Source organism: Pedobacter sp. NEAU-ZC8 (assembly GCF_059278965.1).
Map to the genome: position 1 here is coordinate 1 of NZ_JCAJXC010000028.1, position 22,218 is coordinate 22,218.

At 44.4% G+C, this 22,218-nt stretch carries 24 protein-coding genes and 1 tRNA gene; 7 read left to right on the forward strand and 18 right to left on the reverse strand.

The annotated features are described in order from the left end of the window. From AC5WJX_RS17360 to AC5WJX_RS17370, 3 genes are all read right to left on the reverse strand, one after another. Positions 1 to 996: IS1182 family transposase (locus AC5WJX_RS17360; protein WP_494485428.1), on the reverse strand; the 996-nt coding region annotated here is incomplete at its 3' end. A 147-nt stretch (positions 997 to 1,143) separates the two neighbouring features. Continuing rightward, complete coding sequence (locus AC5WJX_RS17365; protein ID WP_440428864.1) at positions 1,144 to 2,724, reverse strand: peptide chain release factor 3; 1,581 nt, start codon at positions 2,722 to 2,724, stop codon at positions 1,144 to 1,146. Between the two features lie 101 nt (positions 2,725 to 2,825). Beyond that, the gene (locus AC5WJX_RS17370; RefSeq protein ID WP_494485534.1) at positions 2,826 to 4,142 is read right to left on the reverse strand and encodes a DUF6600 domain-containing protein; all 1,317 of its coding nucleotides are present in this window, start codon (positions 4,140 to 4,142) and stop codon (positions 2,826 to 2,828) included. A 288-nt stretch (positions 4,143 to 4,430) separates the two neighbouring features. Here AC5WJX_RS17370 and AC5WJX_RS17375 point away from each other — a divergent pair, with 288 nt between their 5' ends. Beyond that, positions 4,431 to 5,150, forward strand: a complete 720-nt coding sequence (locus AC5WJX_RS17375) for an SAM-dependent methyltransferase (protein ID WP_494485535.1) — start codon at positions 4,431 to 4,433, stop codon at positions 5,148 to 5,150. A 122-nt stretch (positions 5,151 to 5,272) separates the two neighbouring features. Here AC5WJX_RS17375 and nadD read toward each other — a convergent pair whose 3' ends face one another. From nadD to AC5WJX_RS17390, 3 genes are read right to left on the reverse strand one after another with little or no spacing between them, the layout of a single operon-like run. Next, positions 5,273 to 5,845, reverse strand: a complete 573-nt coding sequence (gene nadD / locus AC5WJX_RS17380) for a nicotinate (nicotinamide) nucleotide adenylyltransferase (RefSeq protein WP_494485536.1) — start codon at positions 5,843 to 5,845, stop codon at positions 5,273 to 5,275. A 12-nt stretch (positions 5,846 to 5,857) separates the two neighbouring features. Beyond that, entirely contained in the window at positions 5,858 to 6,427 is a 570-nt protein-coding gene (gene gmk, locus AC5WJX_RS17385; protein WP_494485537.1) for a guanylate kinase, read from the reverse strand. 18 nt (positions 6,428 to 6,445) lie between these two features. Next, positions 6,446 to 7,309 carry a YicC/YloC family endoribonuclease gene (locus AC5WJX_RS17390; protein ID WP_494485554.1) on the reverse strand — a complete coding sequence of 288 codons (864 nt, stop codon included), beginning with the start codon at positions 7,307 to 7,309 and terminating at the stop codon, positions 6,446 to 6,448. 149 nt (positions 7,310 to 7,458) lie between these two features. Here AC5WJX_RS17390 and AC5WJX_RS17395 point away from each other — a divergent pair, with 149 nt between their 5' ends. Next, positions 7,459 to 8,175: a hypothetical protein gene (locus tag AC5WJX_RS17395; RefSeq protein WP_494485538.1), complete on the forward strand. Its 717-nt coding sequence runs from the start codon at positions 7,459 to 7,461 to the stop codon at positions 8,173 to 8,175. A 90-nt stretch (positions 8,176 to 8,265) separates the two neighbouring features. On the opposite strand, the gene rnc is transcribed toward AC5WJX_RS17395, so the two are convergent. Genes rnc through AC5WJX_RS17410 form a run of 3 tightly spaced genes read right to left on the reverse strand, consistent with a single transcriptional unit; the run spans position 8,266 to position 10,539 of the window. Further along, complete coding sequence (gene rnc / locus AC5WJX_RS17400) at positions 8,266 to 8,988, reverse strand: ribonuclease III (protein ID WP_440428871.1); 723 nt, start codon at positions 8,986 to 8,988, stop codon at positions 8,266 to 8,268. A 31-nt stretch (positions 8,989 to 9,019) separates the two neighbouring features. After that, positions 9,020 to 10,273, reverse strand: coding sequence for a beta-ketoacyl-ACP synthase II (gene fabF, locus AC5WJX_RS17405; protein ID WP_440428873.1), 1,254 nt, complete (start codon positions 10,271 to 10,273; stop codon positions 9,020 to 9,022). A 29-nt stretch (positions 10,274 to 10,302) separates the two neighbouring features. After that, positions 10,303 to 10,539, reverse strand: coding sequence for an acyl carrier protein (locus AC5WJX_RS17410; RefSeq protein WP_091367661.1), 237 nt, complete (start codon positions 10,537 to 10,539; stop codon positions 10,303 to 10,305). Positions 10,540 to 10,696: 157 nt separating this feature from the next. Between AC5WJX_RS17410 and AC5WJX_RS17415 the strand changes: the two genes are divergently transcribed. The 4 genes from AC5WJX_RS17415 to AC5WJX_RS17430 all read left to right on the forward strand — a co-directional run bounded on the left by AC5WJX_RS17415 (position 10,697) and on the right by AC5WJX_RS17430 (position 13,269). Further along, positions 10,697 to 11,116, forward strand: a complete 420-nt coding sequence (locus AC5WJX_RS17415; protein ID WP_440428874.1) for an IPExxxVDY family protein — start codon at positions 10,697 to 10,699, stop codon at positions 11,114 to 11,116. A 140-nt stretch (positions 11,117 to 11,256) separates the two neighbouring features. After that, entirely contained in the window at positions 11,257 to 12,687 is a 1,431-nt protein-coding gene (pyk, locus tag AC5WJX_RS17420) for a pyruvate kinase (RefSeq protein ID WP_494485539.1), read from the forward strand. Between the two features lie 47 nt (positions 12,688 to 12,734). Further along, positions 12,735 to 12,822, forward strand: a tRNA-Ser gene (locus tag AC5WJX_RS17425). A gap of 183 nt (positions 12,823 to 13,005) precedes the next feature. Further along, positions 13,006 to 13,269, forward strand: a complete 264-nt coding sequence (locus tag AC5WJX_RS17430) for an Atu4866 domain-containing protein (protein WP_494485540.1) — start codon at positions 13,006 to 13,008, stop codon at positions 13,267 to 13,269. A gap of 173 nt (positions 13,270 to 13,442) precedes the next feature. On the opposite strand, the gene AC5WJX_RS17435 is transcribed toward AC5WJX_RS17430, so the two are convergent. The 4 genes from AC5WJX_RS17435 to AC5WJX_RS17450 all read right to left on the reverse strand — a co-directional run bounded on the left by AC5WJX_RS17435 (position 13,443) and on the right by AC5WJX_RS17450 (position 16,962). After that, the gene (locus AC5WJX_RS17435; RefSeq protein WP_494485541.1) at positions 13,443 to 14,954 is read right to left on the reverse strand and encodes a GNAT family N-acetyltransferase; all 1,512 of its coding nucleotides are present in this window, start codon (positions 14,952 to 14,954) and stop codon (positions 13,443 to 13,445) included. 52 nt (positions 14,955 to 15,006) lie between these two features. After that, positions 15,007 to 15,801, reverse strand: coding sequence for an inorganic diphosphatase (locus AC5WJX_RS17440; RefSeq protein ID WP_494485542.1), 795 nt, complete (start codon positions 15,799 to 15,801; stop codon positions 15,007 to 15,009). Positions 15,802 to 15,810: 9 nt separating this feature from the next. Beyond that, complete coding sequence (locus tag AC5WJX_RS17445) at positions 15,811 to 16,260, reverse strand: hypothetical protein (protein ID WP_440428880.1); 450 nt, start codon at positions 16,258 to 16,260, stop codon at positions 15,811 to 15,813. A gap of 99 nt (positions 16,261 to 16,359) precedes the next feature. After that, positions 16,360 to 16,962: a porin family protein gene (locus tag AC5WJX_RS17450; RefSeq protein WP_440428881.1), complete on the reverse strand. Its 603-nt coding sequence runs from the start codon at positions 16,960 to 16,962 to the stop codon at positions 16,360 to 16,362. Positions 16,963 to 17,336: 374 nt separating this feature from the next. On the opposite strand from AC5WJX_RS17450, the gene AC5WJX_RS17455 reads away from it, so the two are divergent. After that, positions 17,337 to 19,043, forward strand: a complete 1,707-nt coding sequence (locus tag AC5WJX_RS17455) for a glycoside hydrolase family 3 protein (RefSeq protein ID WP_494485543.1) — start codon at positions 17,337 to 17,339, stop codon at positions 19,041 to 19,043. An 84-nt stretch (positions 19,044 to 19,127) separates the two neighbouring features. On the opposite strand, the gene AC5WJX_RS17460 is transcribed toward AC5WJX_RS17455, so the two are convergent. The 5 genes from AC5WJX_RS17460 to AC5WJX_RS17480 all read right to left on the reverse strand — a co-directional run bounded on the left by AC5WJX_RS17460 (position 19,128) and on the right by AC5WJX_RS17480 (position 22,176). After that, positions 19,128 to 19,676, reverse strand: a complete 549-nt coding sequence (locus AC5WJX_RS17460; protein WP_494485544.1) for a thioredoxin family protein — start codon at positions 19,674 to 19,676, stop codon at positions 19,128 to 19,130. A 189-nt stretch (positions 19,677 to 19,865) separates the two neighbouring features. Further along, complete coding sequence (locus AC5WJX_RS17465; protein WP_494485545.1) at positions 19,866 to 20,441, reverse strand: sugar O-acetyltransferase; 576 nt, start codon at positions 20,439 to 20,441, stop codon at positions 19,866 to 19,868. Between the two features lie 63 nt (positions 20,442 to 20,504). Then, positions 20,505 to 20,939, reverse strand: a complete 435-nt coding sequence (locus AC5WJX_RS17470; RefSeq protein WP_494485546.1) for a carboxymuconolactone decarboxylase family protein — start codon at positions 20,937 to 20,939, stop codon at positions 20,505 to 20,507. Between the two features lie 96 nt (positions 20,940 to 21,035). Then, positions 21,036 to 21,605: a Crp/Fnr family transcriptional regulator gene (locus AC5WJX_RS17475; RefSeq protein ID WP_494485547.1), complete on the reverse strand. Its 570-nt coding sequence runs from the start codon at positions 21,603 to 21,605 to the stop codon at positions 21,036 to 21,038. Positions 21,606 to 21,624: 19 nt separating this feature from the next. After that, positions 21,625 to 22,176, reverse strand: a complete 552-nt coding sequence (locus AC5WJX_RS17480; protein ID WP_494485548.1) for a hypothetical protein — start codon at positions 22,174 to 22,176, stop codon at positions 21,625 to 21,627. Positions 22,177 to 22,218 lie beyond the last annotated feature (42 nt).

Consider the following 22,218-nt stretch of genomic DNA (forward strand, 5'->3'; position numbering starts at 1 on the left):
TCCAGCATCTGCGGTAAGGGTTTCAGGCGCTTTGCCGAAGCTACGCTCATGCTGCTCCAGATGGGCTTTTAAGGTTAGTGTGTCTGTAGGATTTGGATGGATGGTGTAATTAACGATATACTGATTGGAGGTGGATATCTGCACGTTGTATCCGGGCTTTAATTGGCCATTCAACATGTGGTCCTCTTTCATGCGCATGAAAGTAGCATCTGTGTCTGTCTTGCTGTAACTATTGCGTTCTCCAAGAATAGCTTCCTGTTCTTCATATTTGGCAATGTTTTCCGGGAAGGTCTTATTGATATACCTCAGCTTGGCCTTCACCTTCTTATCAACCTGGTCATTTTCTGCAAGCAGTTTATTGAGCTTTTCAACGGTGGCATTCACACTTTCCGGATTGACGGTACTAAGGTCAGGTGGTTCAGGCATCCGATCTTCATCAGCAGCGACATGCTGGGCGTAGTTCCAGATATCCTCCAGCTGCTTTTTCATTTTCTCTTTATTGCTCTGGATTGATTTCTTCCAAACAAAGGTGTATTTGTTGGCATTTGCCTCAATCTTAGTTCCATCGGTATAAACCTGATCTATGCTTAACAGCCCTTCGGTGGCCAGTAATTGAACAACTTCTTCAAACACCGAGCGAAGTGCATGCTTCAGACGAACCCCACGAAAACGGTTGATGGTATTGTGGTCAGGCTTGCTCATGCCGCTAAGCCACATAAAAGGAACCCTTTCCCGGCAGGCTTCAGCAAGCTTCCGACTGGAATAGATATTGGTTACATAACCATAAACCAGCACCTTCAAAAGCAATAAAGGATGATAATTGGATCCACCCCGAATGTGATAAGCTTTTAAAAGCGGCTCAAGATTGATCCGATTAATCACATCATTGACAACGCGGACAGAATGATCCGCAGAAATTAAGTCGTCCAGACTCGGGGGAAGCATCACCAATTGATTTTGGTGATAGGGCCTGAAAGTAGGTCTTTTTACTGCCATTTCCTGGTATGTTTTATACTTAAAAATAAGGAAAACAGACCTTTAAAGCAACTATTTAGCACCTAAAACAGCACCTGTAGAAAATCATTATATAAAAAAGAGCCTGTTCATGATTTATGATACAGGCTCTTTTTTATATAATGCTGATTACTTAAACTCTGATGTTTTGTGGAATTCAATATCCGGATAATCGCGCATGGTCATGTTGATCATGAAGTCGTTATCTGCAAGGTACACCGGATTGCCGTCCTTGTCGGTACCAATATGTGCCTGTTTACGTTTAAGGAACTCTTCCAGCTTCTTCTTGTCTTTCGAAGTTACCCAATTGGAGCGGCTGTATGTCAGCGTACGAAAATGCGCTTTAGCGCCGTATTCGTGCTCTAAACGGAAAGCAATTACCTCGAACTGCAGTTCACCTACGGCACCAATGATTTTACGATTACCAGGCTGCTGTACGAAGAGCTGGGCAACACCTTCTTCGGTAAGCTGCTGTATGCCCTTCTCCAGTTGTTTGGTTCTTAGTGGATCTCTGTTCTCTACTTCCTTAAAAATCTCAGGAGAGAAGCTTGGAATGCCCTTAAATTGAAGTTTCTCGCCCTCAGTAAGGGTGTCTCCGATTTTGAAGTTGCCGCTATCATATAAACCGACAACGTCACCCGGCCACGCCTCTTCCACAATACTCTTTTCATTGGCCATGAAGTCCATCGGGTTGGAGAACTTCAGCTTTTTATCCTGGCGGGTATGGTAGTAGAACTTGTTACGCTCAAATTTACCGGAGCAGATCCTCAAGAAGGCAATACGGTCGCGGTGTTTAGGATCCAGGTTTGCGTGGATCTTGAATACAAAGCCACTGAAGTTTTTCTCTTCAACGGTTACCATGCGCTCTTCCGCTTCGCGGCTTTTTGGGCTAGGTGCAATATTGATGAAAGTATCCAGCAACTCTTTGATACCAAAGTTATTGATTGCACTTCCGAAGAATACCGGAGCAAGCAAGCCTTCGGTGTACATCTGGTTGTCGAGATTGCCATATACGCCTTCTACAAGTTCCAGATCGTTCTTTAAACCATCAAGTTCTTTGGGTTTAAGGAAGTTGCTTAACTTTTCATCTTCCAGGTCGTTCACTTCTATCACCGGTTCGCTGATCTTGCTTTTATCCGGTTCAAACAGGTTTAGGTGTTTATTGTAGATGCTGTAAACCCCTTTAAAGGTATGTCCCTGCCCAATTGGCCAGGATAGTGGGCACAAGCTAATGTTCAGTTTGTTTTCAATCTCATCAAGCAAATCGAAGGCATCTTTACCCTCACGGTCCATCTTATTAATGAAGATGATCACCGGGGTATTACGCATGCGGCAAACGCCCATGAGCTTCTCGGTCTGTTCCTCCACACCTTTCACACAGTCGACCACGAGGATTACGCTATCTACTGCAGAAAGTGTACGGTAAGTATCTTCGGCAAAGTCCTTGTGACCTGGCGTATCCAGGATGTTGATCCTTTTACCGCTATATTCAAATCCCATCACGGAAGTGGCTACGGAGATCCCGCGCTGCTTCTCAATTTCCATGAAGTCGGAGGTATTGCTTTGGTTGGCTTTGTTCCTTTTTACCGCACCCGCTGTGTTAATTGCACCTCCGAAAAGCAGGAATTTCTCGGTAAGTGTTGTTTTCCCGGCATCGGGGTGACTGATGATGGCAAATGTTTTTCTTTTTTCTATTTCTGGGTGGATCATAAAGGATTACGCCTGTTTTTGAATAAGGCTGCAAAGATAACTATAATATAAATAAGAAAAACCGGCACTAAGGCCGGTTTTATAATGGTAGCGTCGTAATATTAACCTCTGCCGCCACGGGTTGCCCTGGTAGCTCCCGAGCCTCCGTTACTGCTTCGTGGTTCGGCAGCACGTTGTGGCGCTTGTACACGCTCTGTACGTTGCGGGCTGGACATCTGCTGACGCTGTTGGCGTTGCTGAGATTCCCGCTGCTGGCGTTCCGCCTGATCCCGTTGCTGACGCTGTTGTGCCTCACGCTGTTGATTCTGTTGGCTCTCACGCTGCTGGCGCTGTGCCTGCTCACGTTGTTCCCTTTGCTGTGCATCCCGTTGTACATTTTCAACCTGATTCCGCTGTGCGGTTTCGCGTTGCTCACGTTGTGCACGGGCAGCAAGTGCCCTTTGTTCGCTGCTGCTGTTCCTGTCCTTTGTCGCTCTATCCAGTGTTACACGTTCAGAAGAGATCCGGTTATCATTGTTTCTATCCGTCCGGTTCTCGGTGCTTCTGGCAGAAGGTCTCACCTGGTTTTCAGTCCGCTGTTGCGGACGCTCATTCCGGGCGTCATTCCTGTTCCGGGTACTGCTTGTTGCGCCACGATCATTTCTTACAAGCGCATCCTTTTGTACAACAGTCCTAGGTGCCGCTTTACGGTTATCTACGCCTCTAACAGGACGTGGATTGTAAACGTTCACGGTGTTGTTTGAAATACCGCTTCTGCCTGGACGGTCAATTCTGTTGATGTTGTAAACCGGTACATCGCGATTGATGACCCTTCTGATCTCGTCCCTTCTTGGGCCGGTATAATAAGTATTACGGTTATGTACATAAACATTGTTGATGATCACCGTATTGCTGATGTACCTTGGATTTCTGTAAGATCGGTACCTTGGAAAGCGGTCAACATATATCCTGGTTTGCGGCACGAATACCCACCAGAAGCTTGGAACATTAAATCCAATGCTGATGCTTGGTCCGAGCGGTGCCCAGCCATATTGGCCAGCGCCACTGCGCCAGTTTACCCATGCAGGTCCCCAGGTGGTGTCTGGAATCCAAAGCCATTGGTTATAGCGGTCGGTTACCCAGCGGCCATAGTGGAAAGGTGCCCAGCCCCAGTCATATTCTGATACCCAGGTGTTACCATATTCGGTCATCACCCAGCGGCCGTTGGTGTAGTAAGGCCGGAATTCGCGCTGATCAACATCCGGGCGCCATACGTACCCATACTGCGGATCCTGAATCCAGGTGCCATAAGGAGAAAGCTCATCGTAGAAAGTCTGTAACGAGATGTCCTCGTCTTGTGCAAACACTTTCTGGTTGATTCCGGTGAGGAGCAGCATGAGCCCCAGCACAAGCGCCGGTAGTTTAATCATGTGTTTCATGGTATTTAGATTTGTGTGTGTCTTATTGATTTTCTAACCTAAAATCTATTGGTAGGAGTGGATGAAAAGGCAATAGTTTAATTATGCTTGCATAATAACAATTATATTACAATTGCCAGGCCCGGTCTTAAAAAGTTGAACTCCGTTTTTAAAAGAACTATTCAATATACTGATTATTAGATGATCAATCAACTGAAAAGGTTGCATGTGACCTAAAGATTATACTTCAATTTGCCGGAATTCGCTTTACAAGTAATTATTTCGACCTTTGTAATCTAAATCATCATCATGGAAAAAGGGGTTCTGTTTCTTATACCTGTACCGCTGGCGGAAAACGCCGCGCATAAATCTTTTACGGCTTACAACATCGAAGTCATTAATTCCATCAATACTTACATTGTGGAGAATGAGAAGACTGCCCGTAAGTTTCTAAAAGAAGCAGGTATCAAGATCCCACAGAGTGAACTCGTGATCCATGACTATGGAAAGCATAAACGTGGCAACTCCATGGTGCCCTTCTTCAAAGAGCTGATGACCGGAAAAGATGTGGGATTGATGAGTGAGGCGGGTTGCCCAGGCGTTGCTGATCCTGGTGCTGAAGTGGTTGCGGAAGCCCACAAACGTGGGATCAAAGTGGTTCCACTATCTGGACCTAACTCCATTCTGCTGGCGCTGATGGCTTCCGGATTCAACGGACAAAGCTTTACCTTTCATGGTTACATCCCGATTGACAAGGTAGAACGCGGTAAGCGGATCAAGGAACTAGAACAGCTTGCGGAGAAGAATCGCCAAACACAGATCTTCATTGAAACACCGTTCCGTAACAATCACCTGTTTGATGATATCCTGAAGAACACTGCTGCGCAGACCTTACTTTGCGTGGCCAGCAATTTAACCGCTGAAGACGAGTTTGTAAAAACGCAGACCATCGGACAATGGAAGCAAGAGAAGATCGATCTGCATAAAAAACCAACCATCTTTTTGATTTACCGCCAGCATCTGCGCTAAGCGCTGCAAGCCTGCTGAACATCAGGCAATAGGCCTCAGTAGGAGCATGCTGCATTGATCACGCTTAAACAATAGTGATTTCATCCTAAATTCTCGGAAAAGAATTGCTGTCCAACCAGTAGCTAGCGATACATATTTTTGCCTTCAATAAACTCCAGCACGCTATCTGGCAGGAAAAACTGCACGTTTTTACCATCCTTGATGGCGTTCCTGATGAAGGTCGAAGAAATCTCCATGTTTGGCGTATCCGTTACCCGTATTGCCGGATGATTGGCCCAGTCGCTGATGTCCGAGCCAGGTCTTGGGTATACGTAGATCTTGTAGTTCGCCAGCAGTACCTCATAATTCTTCCATTTCTTGAGTGAAGCGAGATTATCCGCACCCATGATCAGCGCGAACTCCCTGCCAGGGTACTTCTCATTCAGGTAAGCCAGTGTATCCACCGTGTAGGAGGGCTGAGGAAGCCCGAATTCGATGTTACTCACCTTCACCCGTTCCGCCTGCTCCGTTGCCAGCCTGGTCATTTCCAGCCGATCATACATGTTGGTCAGTTTACGCTTATCCTTTAAAGGATTGTGCGGCGATACCACCATCCATACCTCATCAAGATCCGTAAAGTTGGCCATGTAACTGGCGATGATCAGGTGCCCGGTATGTACCGGATTAAATGAACCGAAGAACAAACCTACTTTCATCAGCTGGGGTAACTATTTGTTTATGAAGTCAGCAACCAACTGCTCTGCTTCCTTGCAAGCCGTTTCAAGATCATAATTCTTCAAAATCACGTCGAACTTGTCAGCATACTGGAGCTCCTTTTCAGCCTTTACAAAGCGCTCTTGCAGCTTTTCAACGCTATCGGTACCTCTGCCGCTTAAACGTTCCTTAAGCACCTCTAATGAGGGTGGCTGAACGAATATTGCGAGGGCATCCTGCTCGTATTTGCGTTTCAGACGTAAGCCACCTTCAACGTCAATGTCGAAGATCACATGTTTGTCTTCATTCCAGATACGCTCGATCTCCGAGCGAAGTGTACCATAGAAAGTACCGCTGTAAACTTCCTCAAACTCTACGAATTCCTGGCGGGCAACGCGGTGTAAGAAGTCTTCTTTGGTGATAAAATAATAGTCGTTTTCATGAACCTCCGCACCTCTTGACTCTCTGGTTGTCGCAGAAATCGAGAAGCTTAAGTTGGGGAATTTCTTTAAAAGATGCTTTACGATGGTTGTTTTACCAGCACCTGAAGGAGCGGAAAATATAATGAGTTTACCTTGTTTCATTTGTGTATGTTGAGCCTGTTAGAGTACGTTTAACAGCTGTTCCTTAATCTTTTCCAATTCTTCTTTCATGCCCACAACCAGTTGCTGGATCTGTGCATCATTTGCTTTGGCACCCATGGTGTTGATCTCACGACCAATCTCCTGAGAGATGAATCCAAGCTTTTTACCGTTTGCATCTTTGCTTTTTAAAGTCTGTGTGAAGTATTCACAGTGACTTCTAAGACGTATCTTTTCTTCTGTAATATCCAGTTTGTCAATGTAATAGATCAGTTCCTGCTCCAGACGGTTTTGGTCTATATTCACTTTACCTACGTTGTCTTCTAGAAATTGGTTCAGGCGTGCCCTGATCTGAGGAATCCGCAAAGGCTCCAACACTTCAATCTGCGAGAAAAGATCGAGAATGTTCTTTATCCGCAGCTCCAGGTCGGTTTTAAGCACTTCACCCTCGGTGACTCTAAACTGGTTGAAGTTCTGTAAGGCGGCCATAAATGTGCTGTGCACAATGTCCCAGTCACCTTCATTTACCACTTCTTCCGCGTAGGAAATTACCTCCGGAAGGTTCAATACTGCCTGTAGCAGGTTGTTTGAATTGGCACCAAGATTTACGTTTATCGCTTCAAGCTCACGGTAGTATTTGCTTAGTAAAGCGGCATTGATGGTTGCGCCTTTAAGACTTTCTTCGCCGCGTTCAATGTTGATGGAAACATTTACTTTTCCGCGTTCAATGTCTTTACTGCAGATGTTGCGTAATAGCAGTTCCTTTTCAGAAAAGGCTTTCGGCAGCTTCAGGTTGAGTTCCAGAAACTTACTGTTCAGGGATTTGATCTCGACAGAAAACTTGCTGTTTTCATGATCAGTAGAAGCCAGGCCAAAACCTGTCATTGATTTTATCATGTGCAAAGATATGATTTATTGTTAAAATGCTTAATTCCTGCGATTTTTTAAGCTCAATATTGCGCCGCCATTGGCATTTAACATAATTTAACTTCAAAGCTCCTTAACAAAATGTAATTTTGCGCGTTACCACTTACATGATGCGTCGACTGATCTATCTTCTTAGCCTGTCTGCTTTTAGCCTTTTTCCAGAGGCCGAGGCGCTTGCGCAACAGGAGTTTCAGCTCAAGGGTGTAGTCATGGAAAATGGCAGTAACAACCGCATCGCCTTAAGCGAAATTACCAATAAGCGGAACAAGTTCGTGGTAGGCAGTAATGATCTCGGGATCTTCCAAATTAAAGCGGCTATCGGCGATACGCTGGTGGTGGTAAAAAGAGACTTCGGCGACCGGGAAATCATCGTCACCTCACAGCAGGATGTGCTGGTAAGGATGAACCGTACCACGCTGAATACCGTAAATATTTATGGGCAAACCAGGAAAGAGGAGCTTAACGCCGTAAAAAAAGATTTCCGGAACAAGGGATCTTTTTACGCCGGCAAACCACCCTTGCTTTCTTACATCTTTACTCCACTTACGGCCATTTATGAGCTTTTCGGCAAGACACCGAAAAATGCAAAACGCTTCAACAGGTACTACAACAATGAGATGCAGCAGTCTCAGATAGACGGCTTCTTCAATGAGGAACTCATTAAGAAGAATACGCCGCTTACTGGAAAGGACCTCGAAAACTTTATGTTGAACTACCGGCCTGAATACGAGAAAGCAAAAAACTGGACCACCTACGATGCCATCAAACACATCCGGGATTCTTATGCCCAATATGCCGATACGCTGAATAAGTCAGGCAAATAAGCATCAGCTTAAGCCTGATAACACGGAGCGGAAAAGCAATCTTAGGAGATTGGCTAAGCTACCGAGGAAAAAAAAGAGGGGAATGAAAATCTAGATGGCAAGCGCTTCACATGCTTTTTCGGCAGCAAGCTTCTCGGCGTTTTTCTTGTTGTAGTCTCTTCCAACACCTACAATATCACCGTCTACAATGGCATGTATGGTAAAAAGTTTGGAGCTTTCACCGGCGTCGTTCTCCACCACTTCGAAGGTAAAATCTTTACCCTGGCGCTGGCACCATTCAATAAGTTTACTCTTGAAATTCGTTTCTGTTTGCTCCAGTGTATGGATGTCGATATAGGGCTTCACGATCCGCTTCAGCAGGAATTCTTTGGTGAAATCGTAGCCCTTGTCTAAATAGACGGCACCAACTAATGCTTCAAAAGCATCACCAAGCATAGAATGATGCTTTGACTGCATATTAACCATCTTTTGATCGAAGACAATCAGTTGATCGAAACCCATTTTACGGGCCAGTTGGTTCAGATTTGCGCGGTTTACGATCTTGGAGCGCATTTCAGTCAGGAAGCCTTCTTCCTTATAGGGATAGCTTTTAAAAAGCAGCTCAGCGATAACGGAGCCCAGGATGGCATCACCCAGAAACTCCAGACGCTCATTGCTGCTTCTGCTTCCATTCTTTAACAATCTGGCAACAGAGCGATGTCTGAAAGCCATCTTATAGAGCACAATATTTCCGGGAATGAAGCCTAGAATATTCCTAAGCTTCCTGATAAAAACCTTATCAGCCGAGAAATAAAGCTTATAAAGTCTAAGCAACGCCTGTCATTGTTAAAGAAACCAACATTTTTTACGCTTCGTACTTTTTGAATACTACAGATGCATTGTGACCACCAAAACCGAATGTGTTACTTAATGCAGCACGAACAGTACGTTTTTCAGCCTTGTTAAACGTGAAGTTTAAGTTCGCATCAAACTGCGGATCATCTGTAAAGTGGTTGATCGTAGGCGGAACTATGTCATTTTTAACCGCTAATATCGCTGCAATCGCTTCTATAGCACCAGCAGCACCCAATAAGTGGCCGGTCATAGACTTTGTTGAGCTGATGTTCAGGTTATACGCATGTTCTCCGAAAAGATCTAGAATCGCACTGATTTCTGAAATATCACCCAGTGGGGTAGATGTTCCGTGTACGTTGATGTAATCAATGTCTGAAGTGTTCATTCTCGCGTCATTCAAAGCATTGCTCATCACCATCTTAGCACCCAGACCCTGAGGATGTGGCGCGGTAATGTGATTTGCATCTGCACTCATGCCACCACCAACGATTTCAGCATAGATTTTAGCACCACGTTTTTTCGCGTGTTCCAGTTCTTCCAGGATAATGGTACCGGCACCTTCACCCGCTACAAAGCCCTCACGGTCTTTGTCGAATGGACGGGAAGCTGTTGCAGGATCGTCATTTCTGGTTGAAAGGGCGTGCATGGCATTAAATCCACCAATACCAGCTTCGTTGATAATAGCCTCAGAACCCCCTGAAATGATCAGGTCAGTCATGCCCAGACGAATGTAGTTATACGCGTCGATCATGGCATTGGTAGAAGAAGCACAAGCGGAAACTGTGGCGAAGTTTGGTCCGCGAAGACCATATTTAATAGATATATGTCCTGGAACAATATCTATAATCATCTTTGGAATAAAGAAAGGGTTGATCCTTGGGGTACCATCGCCAGAGAAGAAATTACGCATCTCTTCAAGGAATGTCTTAATACCACCAATTCCAGAGCCCCAGATCACACCAATCCGGTTGGTGTCAAGGGTAGAAAAATCAAGTTGACTATCTTTAACTGCCTCATCTGTAGAAGCAATTGCATACTGGACAAATGGATCAAGCTTACGTGCTTCTTTTCTATCCATGAACTCTTCAGGATTGAAATTCTTAAGCTCGCATGCAAATTTAGTCTTGAATTTTTCGGTGTCAAAACCTGTGATTGGCCCAGCGCCGCTCACACCATTCAGCAAAGCGTCCCAGTATTCCGGGACGGTATTACCAATTGGAGTGAGCGCACCTAAACCTGTAACTACTACTCTTTTTAATTCCATTTATACGGATTATACGGAGACCGTATGTTTTACTTTACGTTTTTCTCTAAGTAAGCAACTGCTTGACCAACTGTACCAATGGTTTCAGCTTGATCATCTGGAATTGCTACATTGAATTCTTTTTCGAATTCCATAATCAACTCTACAGTATCTAATGAATCCGCACCTAAGTCGTTAGTGAAAGAAGCTTCTGGGGTAACTTCGTTTTCATCAACACCTAATTTTTCAACGATAATAGCCTTAACTCTTGAAGCAATATCAGACATAATGTTATAATTTAATGGTTAAATAATTCAGTGCAAAGAAAAATAAATTCTAACACATTTCAAATGTTTTTATTTCTCTGGGTTCCTATTGTTTTATTTCAAACGGCAAAGTTAGAATTAGTTTTATAATTTCGTGGTCTAAAGCAATTAATCTGATTTGACCAAGACTTACTTAAAATTATCCCTGGATCTAGACTTTACACTGATTGCAATAACGGCGCCTTTGAAAGATTATGTGCTTTGCCACAAAATTAATACAAGGCTCAATTACAACTTCAGTAAAATCGACGATCACGAAGTCTATTTCAACATAGACGAACCTGCCTTAGCCTTCTCCAAGTACCAATTTGAAGCCGAACAAGGCGGTAACGTTTACTTCATTGTTAACAATCGAAATCCTGAAGGGTTTTTAATTCCTGAAATGAACAAAGTCGATTATTTCCTTGTTGTACACAATTATATCGATGCGGAAGATCTGGATTTGATGTTGAAGGGATTAAACCAAATACCTGATATACAGCTCGCTGTGCAGGTCGACCCATTAAAGCTGAAGTCGAGGGAAAACCTCGTTATGTAATTTTTACACCAGCGGTGTATTAAATACACTATATTTGAATCTTGCAATAAACAGTAAATTAACGAATAAGCAGCAGGATTTTAGGTGATCACCTTTTATTTTAGCGCTGTTTATCCAACATTTAATAAAAGTAAATTCCAATGAAACCTTTTCATTCAAGAACAAAAATTGTGGCCACTTTGGGCCCTGCCTCAGCGAAACCAGAAGTTTTATTTAGTATGTTCAATGCAGGATTGGATGTTTGCCGCCTAAACTTTTCCCATGGCTCACAAGCTGTTCACCAGGAAGTTTTGGATACCATCAGAAGTCTGAACGAGAAATACGATTATAACGTTGGTATTTTAGCTGATTTACAAGGTCCTAAAATCCGCATTGGTATGGTACAAGACGGTGGAATTCACCTGGTTAATGGTAACCGTACCACCATCACCACTAAAGAATGCATTGGTAACGAGGAACGCATATATATTACATACGAAACTTTCCCGCAGGATGTAAAAGCAGGCGAAATCATCCTTTTAGATGATGGTAAACTGCAGCTACGTGTGGTGGAAACCAATCTTCAGGATGAAGTGGTTTGTGAGGTTGTTCACGGTGGTATCCTGACCAGCAGAAAAGGTGTGAACCTTCCGAACACTAAGGTTTCTATCCCTTCCTTAACTGTTGAAGATCGCAAGAACCTTGACTTTGTACTGGAGAACAACGTAGAGTGGATCGGCTTATCTTTCGTTCGTACAGCAGACGATATCCACGAATTAAAAGAAATCATCGCTTCAAGAGGCAAAACAGCTAAGGTTGTAGCCAAAATTGAAAAGCCAGAGGCGATTGCTAATATCGATGCCATTATTGCTGCTTCAGATGCTGTAATGGTTGCGCGTGGTGACCTTGGTGTTGAAATGCCAATGGAAGAAGTTCCATTGTTACAGAAAATGATCGTTAACAAATGTCGTGCAGCTTCTAAACCAGTTATCGTTGCAACACAGATGCTAGAGAGCATGATCACCACCCCACGTCCAACACGTGCAGAGGTAAATGACGTTGCTAACTCTGTATTAGATGGTGCTGATGCCGTGATGTTAAGCGGTGAAACTTCTGTAGGTGAGTTTCCATTGATCGTAATTGAAACCATGCAGAAAATCATCCAGAACATTGAGCAGAACAACTATCCGTTCTATGCAGATAAGTACCTTAAGTCAAGCGCTGAAACTTTCCTAAGTGATGCAGTATGTGATTCAGCAGTATTCCTGGCTAAGCAAACCAAAGCAGTAGGTATCGTATCTATGACTTTAAGCGGTTACACGGCATACGAAATCTCTAGCCACAGACCAGATGCATTGATCTATATCTTCACCAGCAACAGAAGTTTGTTAAACAGCTTAAGCCTGGTATGGGGTGTTCAAGGCTTCTACTACGATAAGTTTGAAAGCACTGATGAGACCATCATTGATGTGAACCAGTTCTTGAAAGATAAAAAGCTGATCAAGAAAGGTGATGTGATCATCAACACCGCTGCGATCCCTATGGAGCGTAAGGGTAAAACCAATATGGTAAAGATTACAACAATCGATTAATCGGATAATATAAATTGCAAAATTTTTATAGTTTTGCAATCCGAAAAGGAGAGGTGTCCGAGTGGTTGAAGGAGCACGCCTGGAAAGTGTGTATACCTCAAAAGGGTATCGAGGGTTCGAATCCCTCTCTCTCCGCAGTAACAAAACAAAGCCCGTTGAGCAATCAGCGGGCTTTTTGTTTTTAGTACTCCCTTAATCAATTTCCAGGAACTCATCCTGTTTGAAATCTGCAGCTTTCCATTTGTTTGTCGCAGGCCCCACCCAACACTTCAGCTGTAAATTTGCGTTATCAAAATCACGAACAAACTGATGTTTCAAATGACACAAACAAACAAAACCATTGAAGAAACAAAAGAATACCTAGGGATGTGGGTCACTGAAGACGGCTATATCCGACATGAACTATTATCGAATAACAGGTACGATGAAGCTAGAGGAAAGCGCAAAAACGCGTATCGTGGCAGTTATCAGGTTACCGGTAACCACATCGACTATCAAGATGACACCGGTTTCATTGCTGATGGAGAATTCCGGGAGGGCATCTTGTACCACGCAGGAATGATTCTGTACAAAGAAGGGTAACAAAGCCCCCAAAAACTAACATGGCATAGAAAACAGGCAGGCACCTTTATCGGCTTTAAAACGCCTATTGTTCAGGTTTTCTCCGGCTGGAGCCGAAGCATAGGCGAACAATAGGCGAAGAATAGGCGGTCAAGAGGCGAACAAGGTCCCAACCTGTAACGGCGCTATATGCGCTACTTTAAAAGTTTAACGCGGTACAGGTCTGAACGGCGATCCGTAAGGGTCTTAACCGTTCCGTAATGATGTAACTCATCAAGCAGGTGCAAGTCAACGTCTACCACAAGTACCATTTCGGTGTTCGGTGTAGCTTCCGCTTTCACGGCATTGGTTGGAAAGGCAAAGTCTGATGGTGTAAATACCGCGGATTGTGCAAACTGGATATCCATGTTATTCACCTTCGGCAGGTTACCTACGCAACCAGCAATTGCCACGTAGCACTCGTTTTCGATCGCTCTGGCCTGTGCGCAATGACGTACACGGGTATAGCCATTCTGGGTGTCGGTTAGGAATGGTACAAAGAGGATCTGCATGCCCTGATCTGCCAGAATGCGGCTTAATTCCGGGAATTCCACGTCGTAACAGATTAGGATACCAACCTTACCGCAGTCCGTGTCGAACACCTGGATGCTATCTCCACCCACCATACCATAGTATTTCTGTTCATTCGGGGTGATGTGTACCTTGCGATATTCCTCCGTCTTTCCACTGCGGTGGCAGAGGTAAGCGACATTGTACATCTTGTTGTCCTCATCAACTACCGGCATGGTGCCTGTAATCACGTTTACGTTATAAGAAACGGCATACTCCTGAATTCTAAGCACGATATCAGGGGTCATTTCGGCAAGCTTGCGCATGGCTTCCATCTCCGACAGGTGATTGTATGGCGCGAGCAGTGGCGTATTGAAGAACTCCGGAAACACCGCGAAATCCGACTTGTAGCCACTTACGGTATCCACGAAGAACTCTACCTGTTCATAGAATGCGTCTATGTCTGGGAAGAGGCGCATCTGCCATTGCACCAGTCCAATGCGGATGGTTTTGGCGGAACGTGCCGAAGCGTCGATACCCTGGTAGTAGATGTTGTTCCACTCGATCAGTGTTGCAAATTCATGCGATTCATGATCCCCAGGGAGATAGTTCTTTAGCACCTTACGCACGTGAAAATCATTGGAGATCTGGAAGGTCAGCGTCGGGTCGTAAAGTTCCTTTGCCTTTACCTTATCGATGTACTGTCTAGGGGTTAGCGTTTCCGCATGGGCATGATAGCCGGGGATTCGGCCTCCGGCAATGATGCTCTTCAAGTTCAGGTTCTCACAAAGTTCCTTACGCGCTTCGTACAGCCTGCGGCCCAAACGTAATCCGCGGTAATCTGGTGAAACAAAGATCTCTATGCCATAAAGGGTATCCCCATTCGGGTTATGTGTAGAGAAAGTGTAGTTTCCAGTAATCAGGCGGTACGTGTGTTTATCGCCATATTCGTCGTAATCAACGATAATAGATAGTGAGCAGGCCACCACTTTGTCATCAACGGATATACATAGCTGTCCCTCGGGGAACAGGTTTAGTAATTTGGCAATGCTGTCCTTACTCCAGATCTGACCACCCATGGTATCATAGGCTTGTTCCATCGACTCTTTAAGGTCGTGGTAATCATTCAGGGTAAGTTTTCTAGTTTCAATATTCATATTGTAATGCTTTTATTTTCAGCAAACTTGCTGATGCATGCTGGCGAAGGTACTACACAATGGTCACAGATGCGCAGCTGATCAGCAGTTCTTCCTGTTTAAACAGCTTTTTAAGTTTTTCTTTATAGGCGAGCCAGAAGTCTTTGTCCAGTTCCGGGGCCAGCACCTCATAGATGAGGATGTCGTCTTTAACCGTCTTGTCTTGTTCTTCTTTCCAAAGGCCTTCCGCCGGAGACCGGGTGTACATGGTTAGTCCACCGAATTTCTCCGTAAGCGTTTCTTTGATCTGTTTGAAAAGACTTTCTGGTAAGGCTTCGCCTGATGGATCATATAGTGGCAGGTAGATCTGGATCAGCCGTTGTGGCTGCAATGTGCGGTCTTCTGTGGCTTCCAGCATTTTCCGCGCCTTCTCCGCAGCAACGCGTTCTAATACCTTAAACTTCTTTCCGGCCTGATTATTATAATTGGCGAAAAAAGCTTCCAGCTGATTAAGGGTATCTTCAGGCAGTTCCTCCAGGGAATCAATGCTTGCATACAGTACAGAGACTTCCGGCACGGCGAGATAGCGGTCATTGCGCATCTTCTTGCCATCTCTTTCCTGCTGTTCAGCCGTGATGGCGCCAATGACCCGGCAGTCCATCATACATCCCGGAAAAGTTTCGATTTCTGCAAGCACCAGCACATCCACCGGGTCACCATCGCCACCCACGGTACCTGGAAAAAAGCCGAAGTCGAAGGGAAATACCATACCCGCAGGCATGACTTTCTTCAGCATGAAATTGCCTGTTCCAGGATCGAAGTCGTACTTCTGACCCTGACCTTTTGGTGTTTCAATGATCACCCGCATAGGCAGTGTTTAAATTTTACGTTTATTTTCCAATGCATTGATCACTGTTGCAGCCACCAGTCCGCCAACAAGGTACCACGTTACCGTAAGTGCTTTGGTAGGGCTGGAATAGGTAACGGGTAGGTCGTCTAAGCCCATTGGTCCGGGCAACTCCAGTGCACCGATCCCTGCGGCAAGGCCTGCAACCGTACCTTTTATATATATGTTTTTGGTACCACCCATAGCGATGGCACTATAGTATAGGCCATTACTGATTACATCGCCTGCAAGTGTAGCCAGGTAAAGGTTTTCACCTTCCGGGGGTTCGGCGCCAACTGCTTCCATCGATTTCTCCAAAGCTTCCTCACCCAAAAGATCAATGCGGGGCGCTTTCTCGTAATAACGTTTTACCGTTTCATGCAGGATGTTCAGCGCAATGGCGCCAGCAAATCCACCTATTAATGCGTTGATTAGTTTCATACATATAAAAAGGTTCAAGGCCAGTAAATTGTTTCAAAAACGAGAAACCCCGCCAATTCAATTGGTCGGGGTTTCTCATAGGTTTATAAACGGCGGTGCTTAGAACTTATAACCTAAGCCAAATGACCATACCTGGTTTTTAAATTCAGGGGTGTTTGTAGTACCGTTTTCATTGTTTTTCTGGAAGTCCAATGCATAACGACCGTGGATATCAAGGTTCTCTGTTAAGCCGTAGCGCGCACCGATCACACCACCAAGTAAGCTCTTCTTAAACTGATCGCTGTTTTCATTTACGTCCTCTACAGAACCATAGCCAGTTTCAAACTTGTTCTTAGTAGACAACAGGAATGATACCTGTGGACCAACAACAAGGTCCAATGGGCCTGCTAATCTTACGCTGGCTAAAATTGGAATATCAATAAAGTTTGTAGTTTGTGAGTATTCGCCAAAGTTGTTGGTCAATTTATAACCTTTTTGAGCGAACAATACCTCCGGCGTAAAGGATACGCTTTCCGTTAATGGAATATCTGCAGTTACACCAGCGTTGAAACCAGTTTTACCTTCAGTATTGAAATTATCACCATCATCTTTGATGATATTTGCAATGTTAACACCTGCTTTAACGCCAAATCTAACCGGGCTTTGTGCATTTGCTGCGCCTGCGATAAACAGACCAGCAGCTAGAATAAAAATCTTTTTCATTTGCTTCAATTTTGTTGTTTGATGATTCTATCCTGATCTTAAAAGCTAATTCGACGCCCTAGAAGATCATGATCGTTTCATGTTGTGTTCGATCATAGCTATGAAAGAAATGTGCCAAGCGAAGAGGCGGAATTTCAATAACAGGCCTAAAAACGTGTTCTAATAGTAATGGGTGGCATATTAGTGGAGATTGTCAGCGCTTTGAAGATGATATTTCTGGCATCTAAAAGTGTATCGAATTTGATACATTCTTGGTTTATTTTCGCCTTTCGACCGATTCAGCAGCAGTTTAGACCGATAATTGCAGTAGCAGATCACCATAGCCGATTGTTCACCCGCTTTTCATAATTTAGCAGCTTATTTTAAACCCTGTAATGAACTTTAAGAGATACGCCATACTTTCCATGCTGCTATTTGGCGCAGCGACCCAGGTTAACGCACAGCAAAAATCTTATCTACAAACCTTAGCGGAGCCTAATGCATGGGTTGATTCCGTATTCCATAAAATGAGTAAACGCGAAAAGATCGCGCAGATGTTCTTCATCCGGGCATTAACCAACGCCGACAAAAACTATGAAGATTCTGTAGGCAGGTTTATCCGTCGTGCAAGAGTTGGTGGACTGGTGTTCTTTCAAGGTGGTCCCGGCCGTCAGGCGAACTTAACCAGCACTTACCAGAAGAAAGCGCGGACACCTTTGTTGGTAACGCTGGATGGAGAGTGGGGTTTAGGCATGCGTCTGGATAGCACGGTTTCCTATCCCTACCAGATGGCCTTGGGTGCTGTTCAGGATACCAGCTTGATCTATAAGATGGGACTAGAAGTTGCTAAAGATTTCAAAAGGATCGGCATGCACATGAACCTGGCACCTGATGTTGATGTAAACAACAATGCCGGTAACCCAGTGATCAACTACCGTTCATTTGGGGAAAACAAATTTAACGTCGCGGCCAAGTCGGAAGCTTATATGCGCGGCATGCAGGATGGCGGATTATTGGTGAGCCTTAAACACTTTCCGGGACATGGGGATACCGATGTAGATTCACACCATGATCTTCCGCAGCTTAAGTTCACGAAAGAACGTCTGGATAGCCTGGAGCTTTATCCTTTCAAACACCTGATCTCAAAAGGTGCTTCAGGGGTAATGATCGCACACATGAGTATCCCTTCTCTGGATAATACACCAAACTTACCGTCAACATTATCCAAACCGATTGTTACGGGATTACTAAAGGAAGAGCTTGGCTTTAAAGGCATCATCATTTCTGATGCTATGGAGATGAAAGGTGTGGTAAAGTACTTTAAAGAAGGCGAAGCAGATATCAGGGCAATTGAGGCCGGTAATGATATTCTGGAACTTTCTGAAGATACTAGAAGAAGCATTAAGCTGGTACGCCAGGCGGTAAAATCCGGCAGGATCAGCATGGAAAGAATTGATGAGAGTGTAAAGAAGATCCTTACGGCTAAGTATTACGCAGGCCTGAATACGGAACCGGAGATCGGACTGGAAAACGTGGCTGCAGATGTTAATCGCCCGGAAAGCCACGCGCTAGTGCAGGAGCTTGCAAATGCTTCTATGACCATGTTACGGGGCAAGCAATTCATCAAATCTTTTGACAAACAAAAACGGACTGCAGTGATCAGTATTGGTACACCAGGGGTTACGACTTTCCAGCGGACCTTAGCTACACAATATCCGAATGCGGTAATGTTCACGCTGGATAAGAACGCCAATGCCAATGCAATTGCCAAGGTAATGCGTGAGCTTGGCATGTTTGAGCAGTTGATTGTCGGTATCCATGATACCCGTAACCGTCCGGGCAATGGTATGCCTTTAAGCGCCGACTTGAAGATGTTCATCACAAACATGACGCAGAGGAACACTGCATTTGCGGTGTTTGCAAATCCATATAACCTGGCAAGCTGGGCTGGATTGGAGAACAGCAAAGCATTGGTAATTGCCTATCAGAAAGAAGATTTTATGCAGAAGGCAGCGGCTTCGGTACTTAGTCATGCTTTTGAGGCAACAGGCAAGCTACCGGTTTCTGTAAACACCTTCTTCAAATATGGGGACGGGGAATAACAGGCATTGTTAAACCGGTATATAAAAAAGAGGCCTGCACGATTATCGCGCAGGCCTCTTTTTTATGTGATCTGAAACTGTTCCTTAAGATTTAGCAGGTGCTTTAACCGCTGCAGTGGTCCAGTTCTTTAGAAATCCCTGGATCTTTTTCACACTGTGACCAGGACCTTCAGCTTTAGCTTCTTCTGCATCTCTTTCCAGGTAACCCGAATCCTGAATGTGCAGCACCTCACCTTTATTGTTCAATACCACGAATACAGGATATCCGAAACGGCCAGGGTTGCCCAATTTGGTTAAAACCTCTGTATTTTTTACTTCAGGGCTGTAGTTTACCAGTACCCATTCGAAGTTATCATTAAGGTATTTGTTCAGCTCAGGGGTTTTATTTACAAGGTCGTGGAATCGGATGCACCAAATGCACCAATTGCCACCTACTTGTACCAATACGTTCTTGTCTGATTTTGCAGCTTTTGCAACCGCAGCATCAATGTCTGCTTGTGCGTTTGCCTGCGGATTATAGATGGTTACGGCTTCTTTTTTTGCAGCTTCCTTAGCAGGTGCAGGCGCATTCTGCGCGAATGCGCTGATGGAGAATACCGATGCAAGGGCCAGGGAAAAGATTAGTTTTTTCATGTATTTAAAATTTGATTTTATTGCTGAAGCAACCTGAATTGCTTCCTGGTTTTTTGTTGGTTTAGTTAATGATCAAAGGTAAATACAATAATAAAGCCGAGTGTTTCTATAGAGTAAATTTATTTTGATGGGTGTTGCTGTAAGCTGCTTGTAATGAGTGTCAAGGGGGCCGCTCTAAAAGGTGTTGAATTAGACGAACTTCGTTTGATCAGGGTTAATCTGCTTAATCACACGACAGGGGTTACCTGCAGCAAAAACATTGTCTGGAACATTTTTAGTCACCACACTACCTGCACCTATCGTCGTATTGTTGCCGATTGTTACACCAGGGCAGATGATAGCACCCCCGCCAATCCAGACATTGTCACCAATGGTAATTGGCGAAGCCAGTTCGGGACCTTTGATCCGTTCTTCAGCCGCAAGTGGATGATATGCGGTATAGATCTGCACATAGGGGCCGCACATGACGTTTTTGCCAATGGTAACCTGCGCGCAATCCAGGATCACACAGTTGAAGTTCATAAAGAAGTTTTCACCAGCAGTGATGTGGGTTCCGTAGTCACAGAAGAAAGGCGGTTGAATATCTATGGTGCTACAGGAGCCTAAGAGTTGTTTTAGCATTTCGTTGCGTGTTTCCAAGGGCTGGCCCATTTGCTGGTTGTACTGTCCTAGCAGGTTCCTGGCTTTTTCACGCATTTCCACCAGGGTGGGATCATTGGCATCATATAGCTCAGCATCGAGCATTTTTTGAAGTTCTGTTTTCATGGGCCTCGTTTAGGTTAATGAACAATGATTGATCTTCATTGTTCATTAAAATAGGCGATAATGCTAAGCGACGATGAGTTTTGAAGTTATTGCAATTCTGTTCCATGCGTTGATCGTCACAATGGCCATGATGATCTGCGCCAATTCTTTCTCTTCAAAAAATGCTGCGGCTTTAGCGTAGGTTTCATCTGAAACATGATTGCTTATGCGGGTTACTTCTTCTGTTAGCGCCAAAACCGCTTGCTCCTGAGCTGTGAACAAAGTTGTCTCGCTCCAGGCATTCAAAAGATATAAGCGTTGTTCGGTTTCTCCAAGCTTGCGTGCATCTGCTGAATGCATGTTAAGACAAAAGGCACAGCCGTTGATTTGTGAGGCTCTCATTTTAATGAGTTCGAGCAAGATGGGGTCTATCTTACTTGTCGATAGATATTTTGCTAGTGCAAACATGGCCTGGTATGCTGCCGGCTCTACTTTCTGGATGTTAATTCTGCTTTCCATGACTTTGATTTTTAGTTCGATTCAAAGGTCCGCAGTCAGGGCAAGAAAAAACTTAATGTAGTTTAAGAAAGCAGGGATGAGCGCATAAATCTCTGATTACTTCTTTGCACGGATTTTACTTAAAAATTCCGGTGTAAAGCCCAAATAGGAGGCGAGCATGTACTGTGGTACCCGTTGTACAAATTCAGGAAAGGAACTGCTGAAGTTGGTGTATCGTTCTTCGGCGGTTTGGCTATAAAGGTATTTGATTCGAATTTGGGAAGCCTGATGTAACTTCTGGTAGATCAACCTGAAGTATTTCTCCATTTTTGGAAGCTTTTCAAACAGTTCGTCATAATGTTGGCGATCTATTACGATAACTTCGGTAGCTTCTGCAGCCTGGATGTAGAAATCAGAGTGTTTCTGAAAGAGAAAACTGGTTAGATCTGAGATCCACCAGTTTTCAATTGCAAACTGCGTGGTTTGTTCAGCACCTTTGATGTCTATGAAATACAGCCTTAAACAGCCTTTAACTACAAAGTAGTTGGCGCGGCAGACATCACCAGCCTCATGTAGAAATGCTTTCTTCTTAAAAGAAGCGGTTCTCAGCATATCTCCAAGAACCGCCTGTTCCTCGTCATTCAGGCTGGTAAATTTATGGACGTGGTTAAAGAGTGGATTGTACATACGGCTGTTTGGCCTTAAGTTACAGCTTTTTCACCATCACGTTAAAATCTACACCTGCAACCGGCATTTTCTTCCACTCGGTGCCTTGGTACCGGTAAGTGCCGCCGTTGAACAAGCCTATCGAGAATATTGGATTATTTCCTGGTTTGGTGTCCAGGAACTCGATAGCTACCAGGATATCGCCCTTGGCTTGGATGTCATATTTAGCAAGGTCTATGTTCATGCGGCTTTTGCCTGCAGGAATTTTAGTGAGGATCGGGTCTTTAGCAAGGTTCTTTGTTGGTTGTTCCTTTTTAAACTGGTACACGTTCACCTTAATGTCAATCGGCTCTTGTTTGCTGTTCTCGACACCAAAATCCAGGCTCAACAATTGAACATTCTTGCGACCAGCATTCATCTTAATGCCGATCTGGTGTCCCTTATTTACGGCGAAGCTGGTGTTGCTGGTTCCAGTACGTGGTTTATTGCCGATCCTTTTGGTTTTGTCCTGCGCCTGTGTGGTAAGGCTGAACATTGAAAGCGCAATGATCAGGAATAGTGGAAATTTAGAAGTAAACGTTTTCATCATCATGTTTTTAGGTATGACGAAGCAATGAGCAAATCGGTTGCAAGC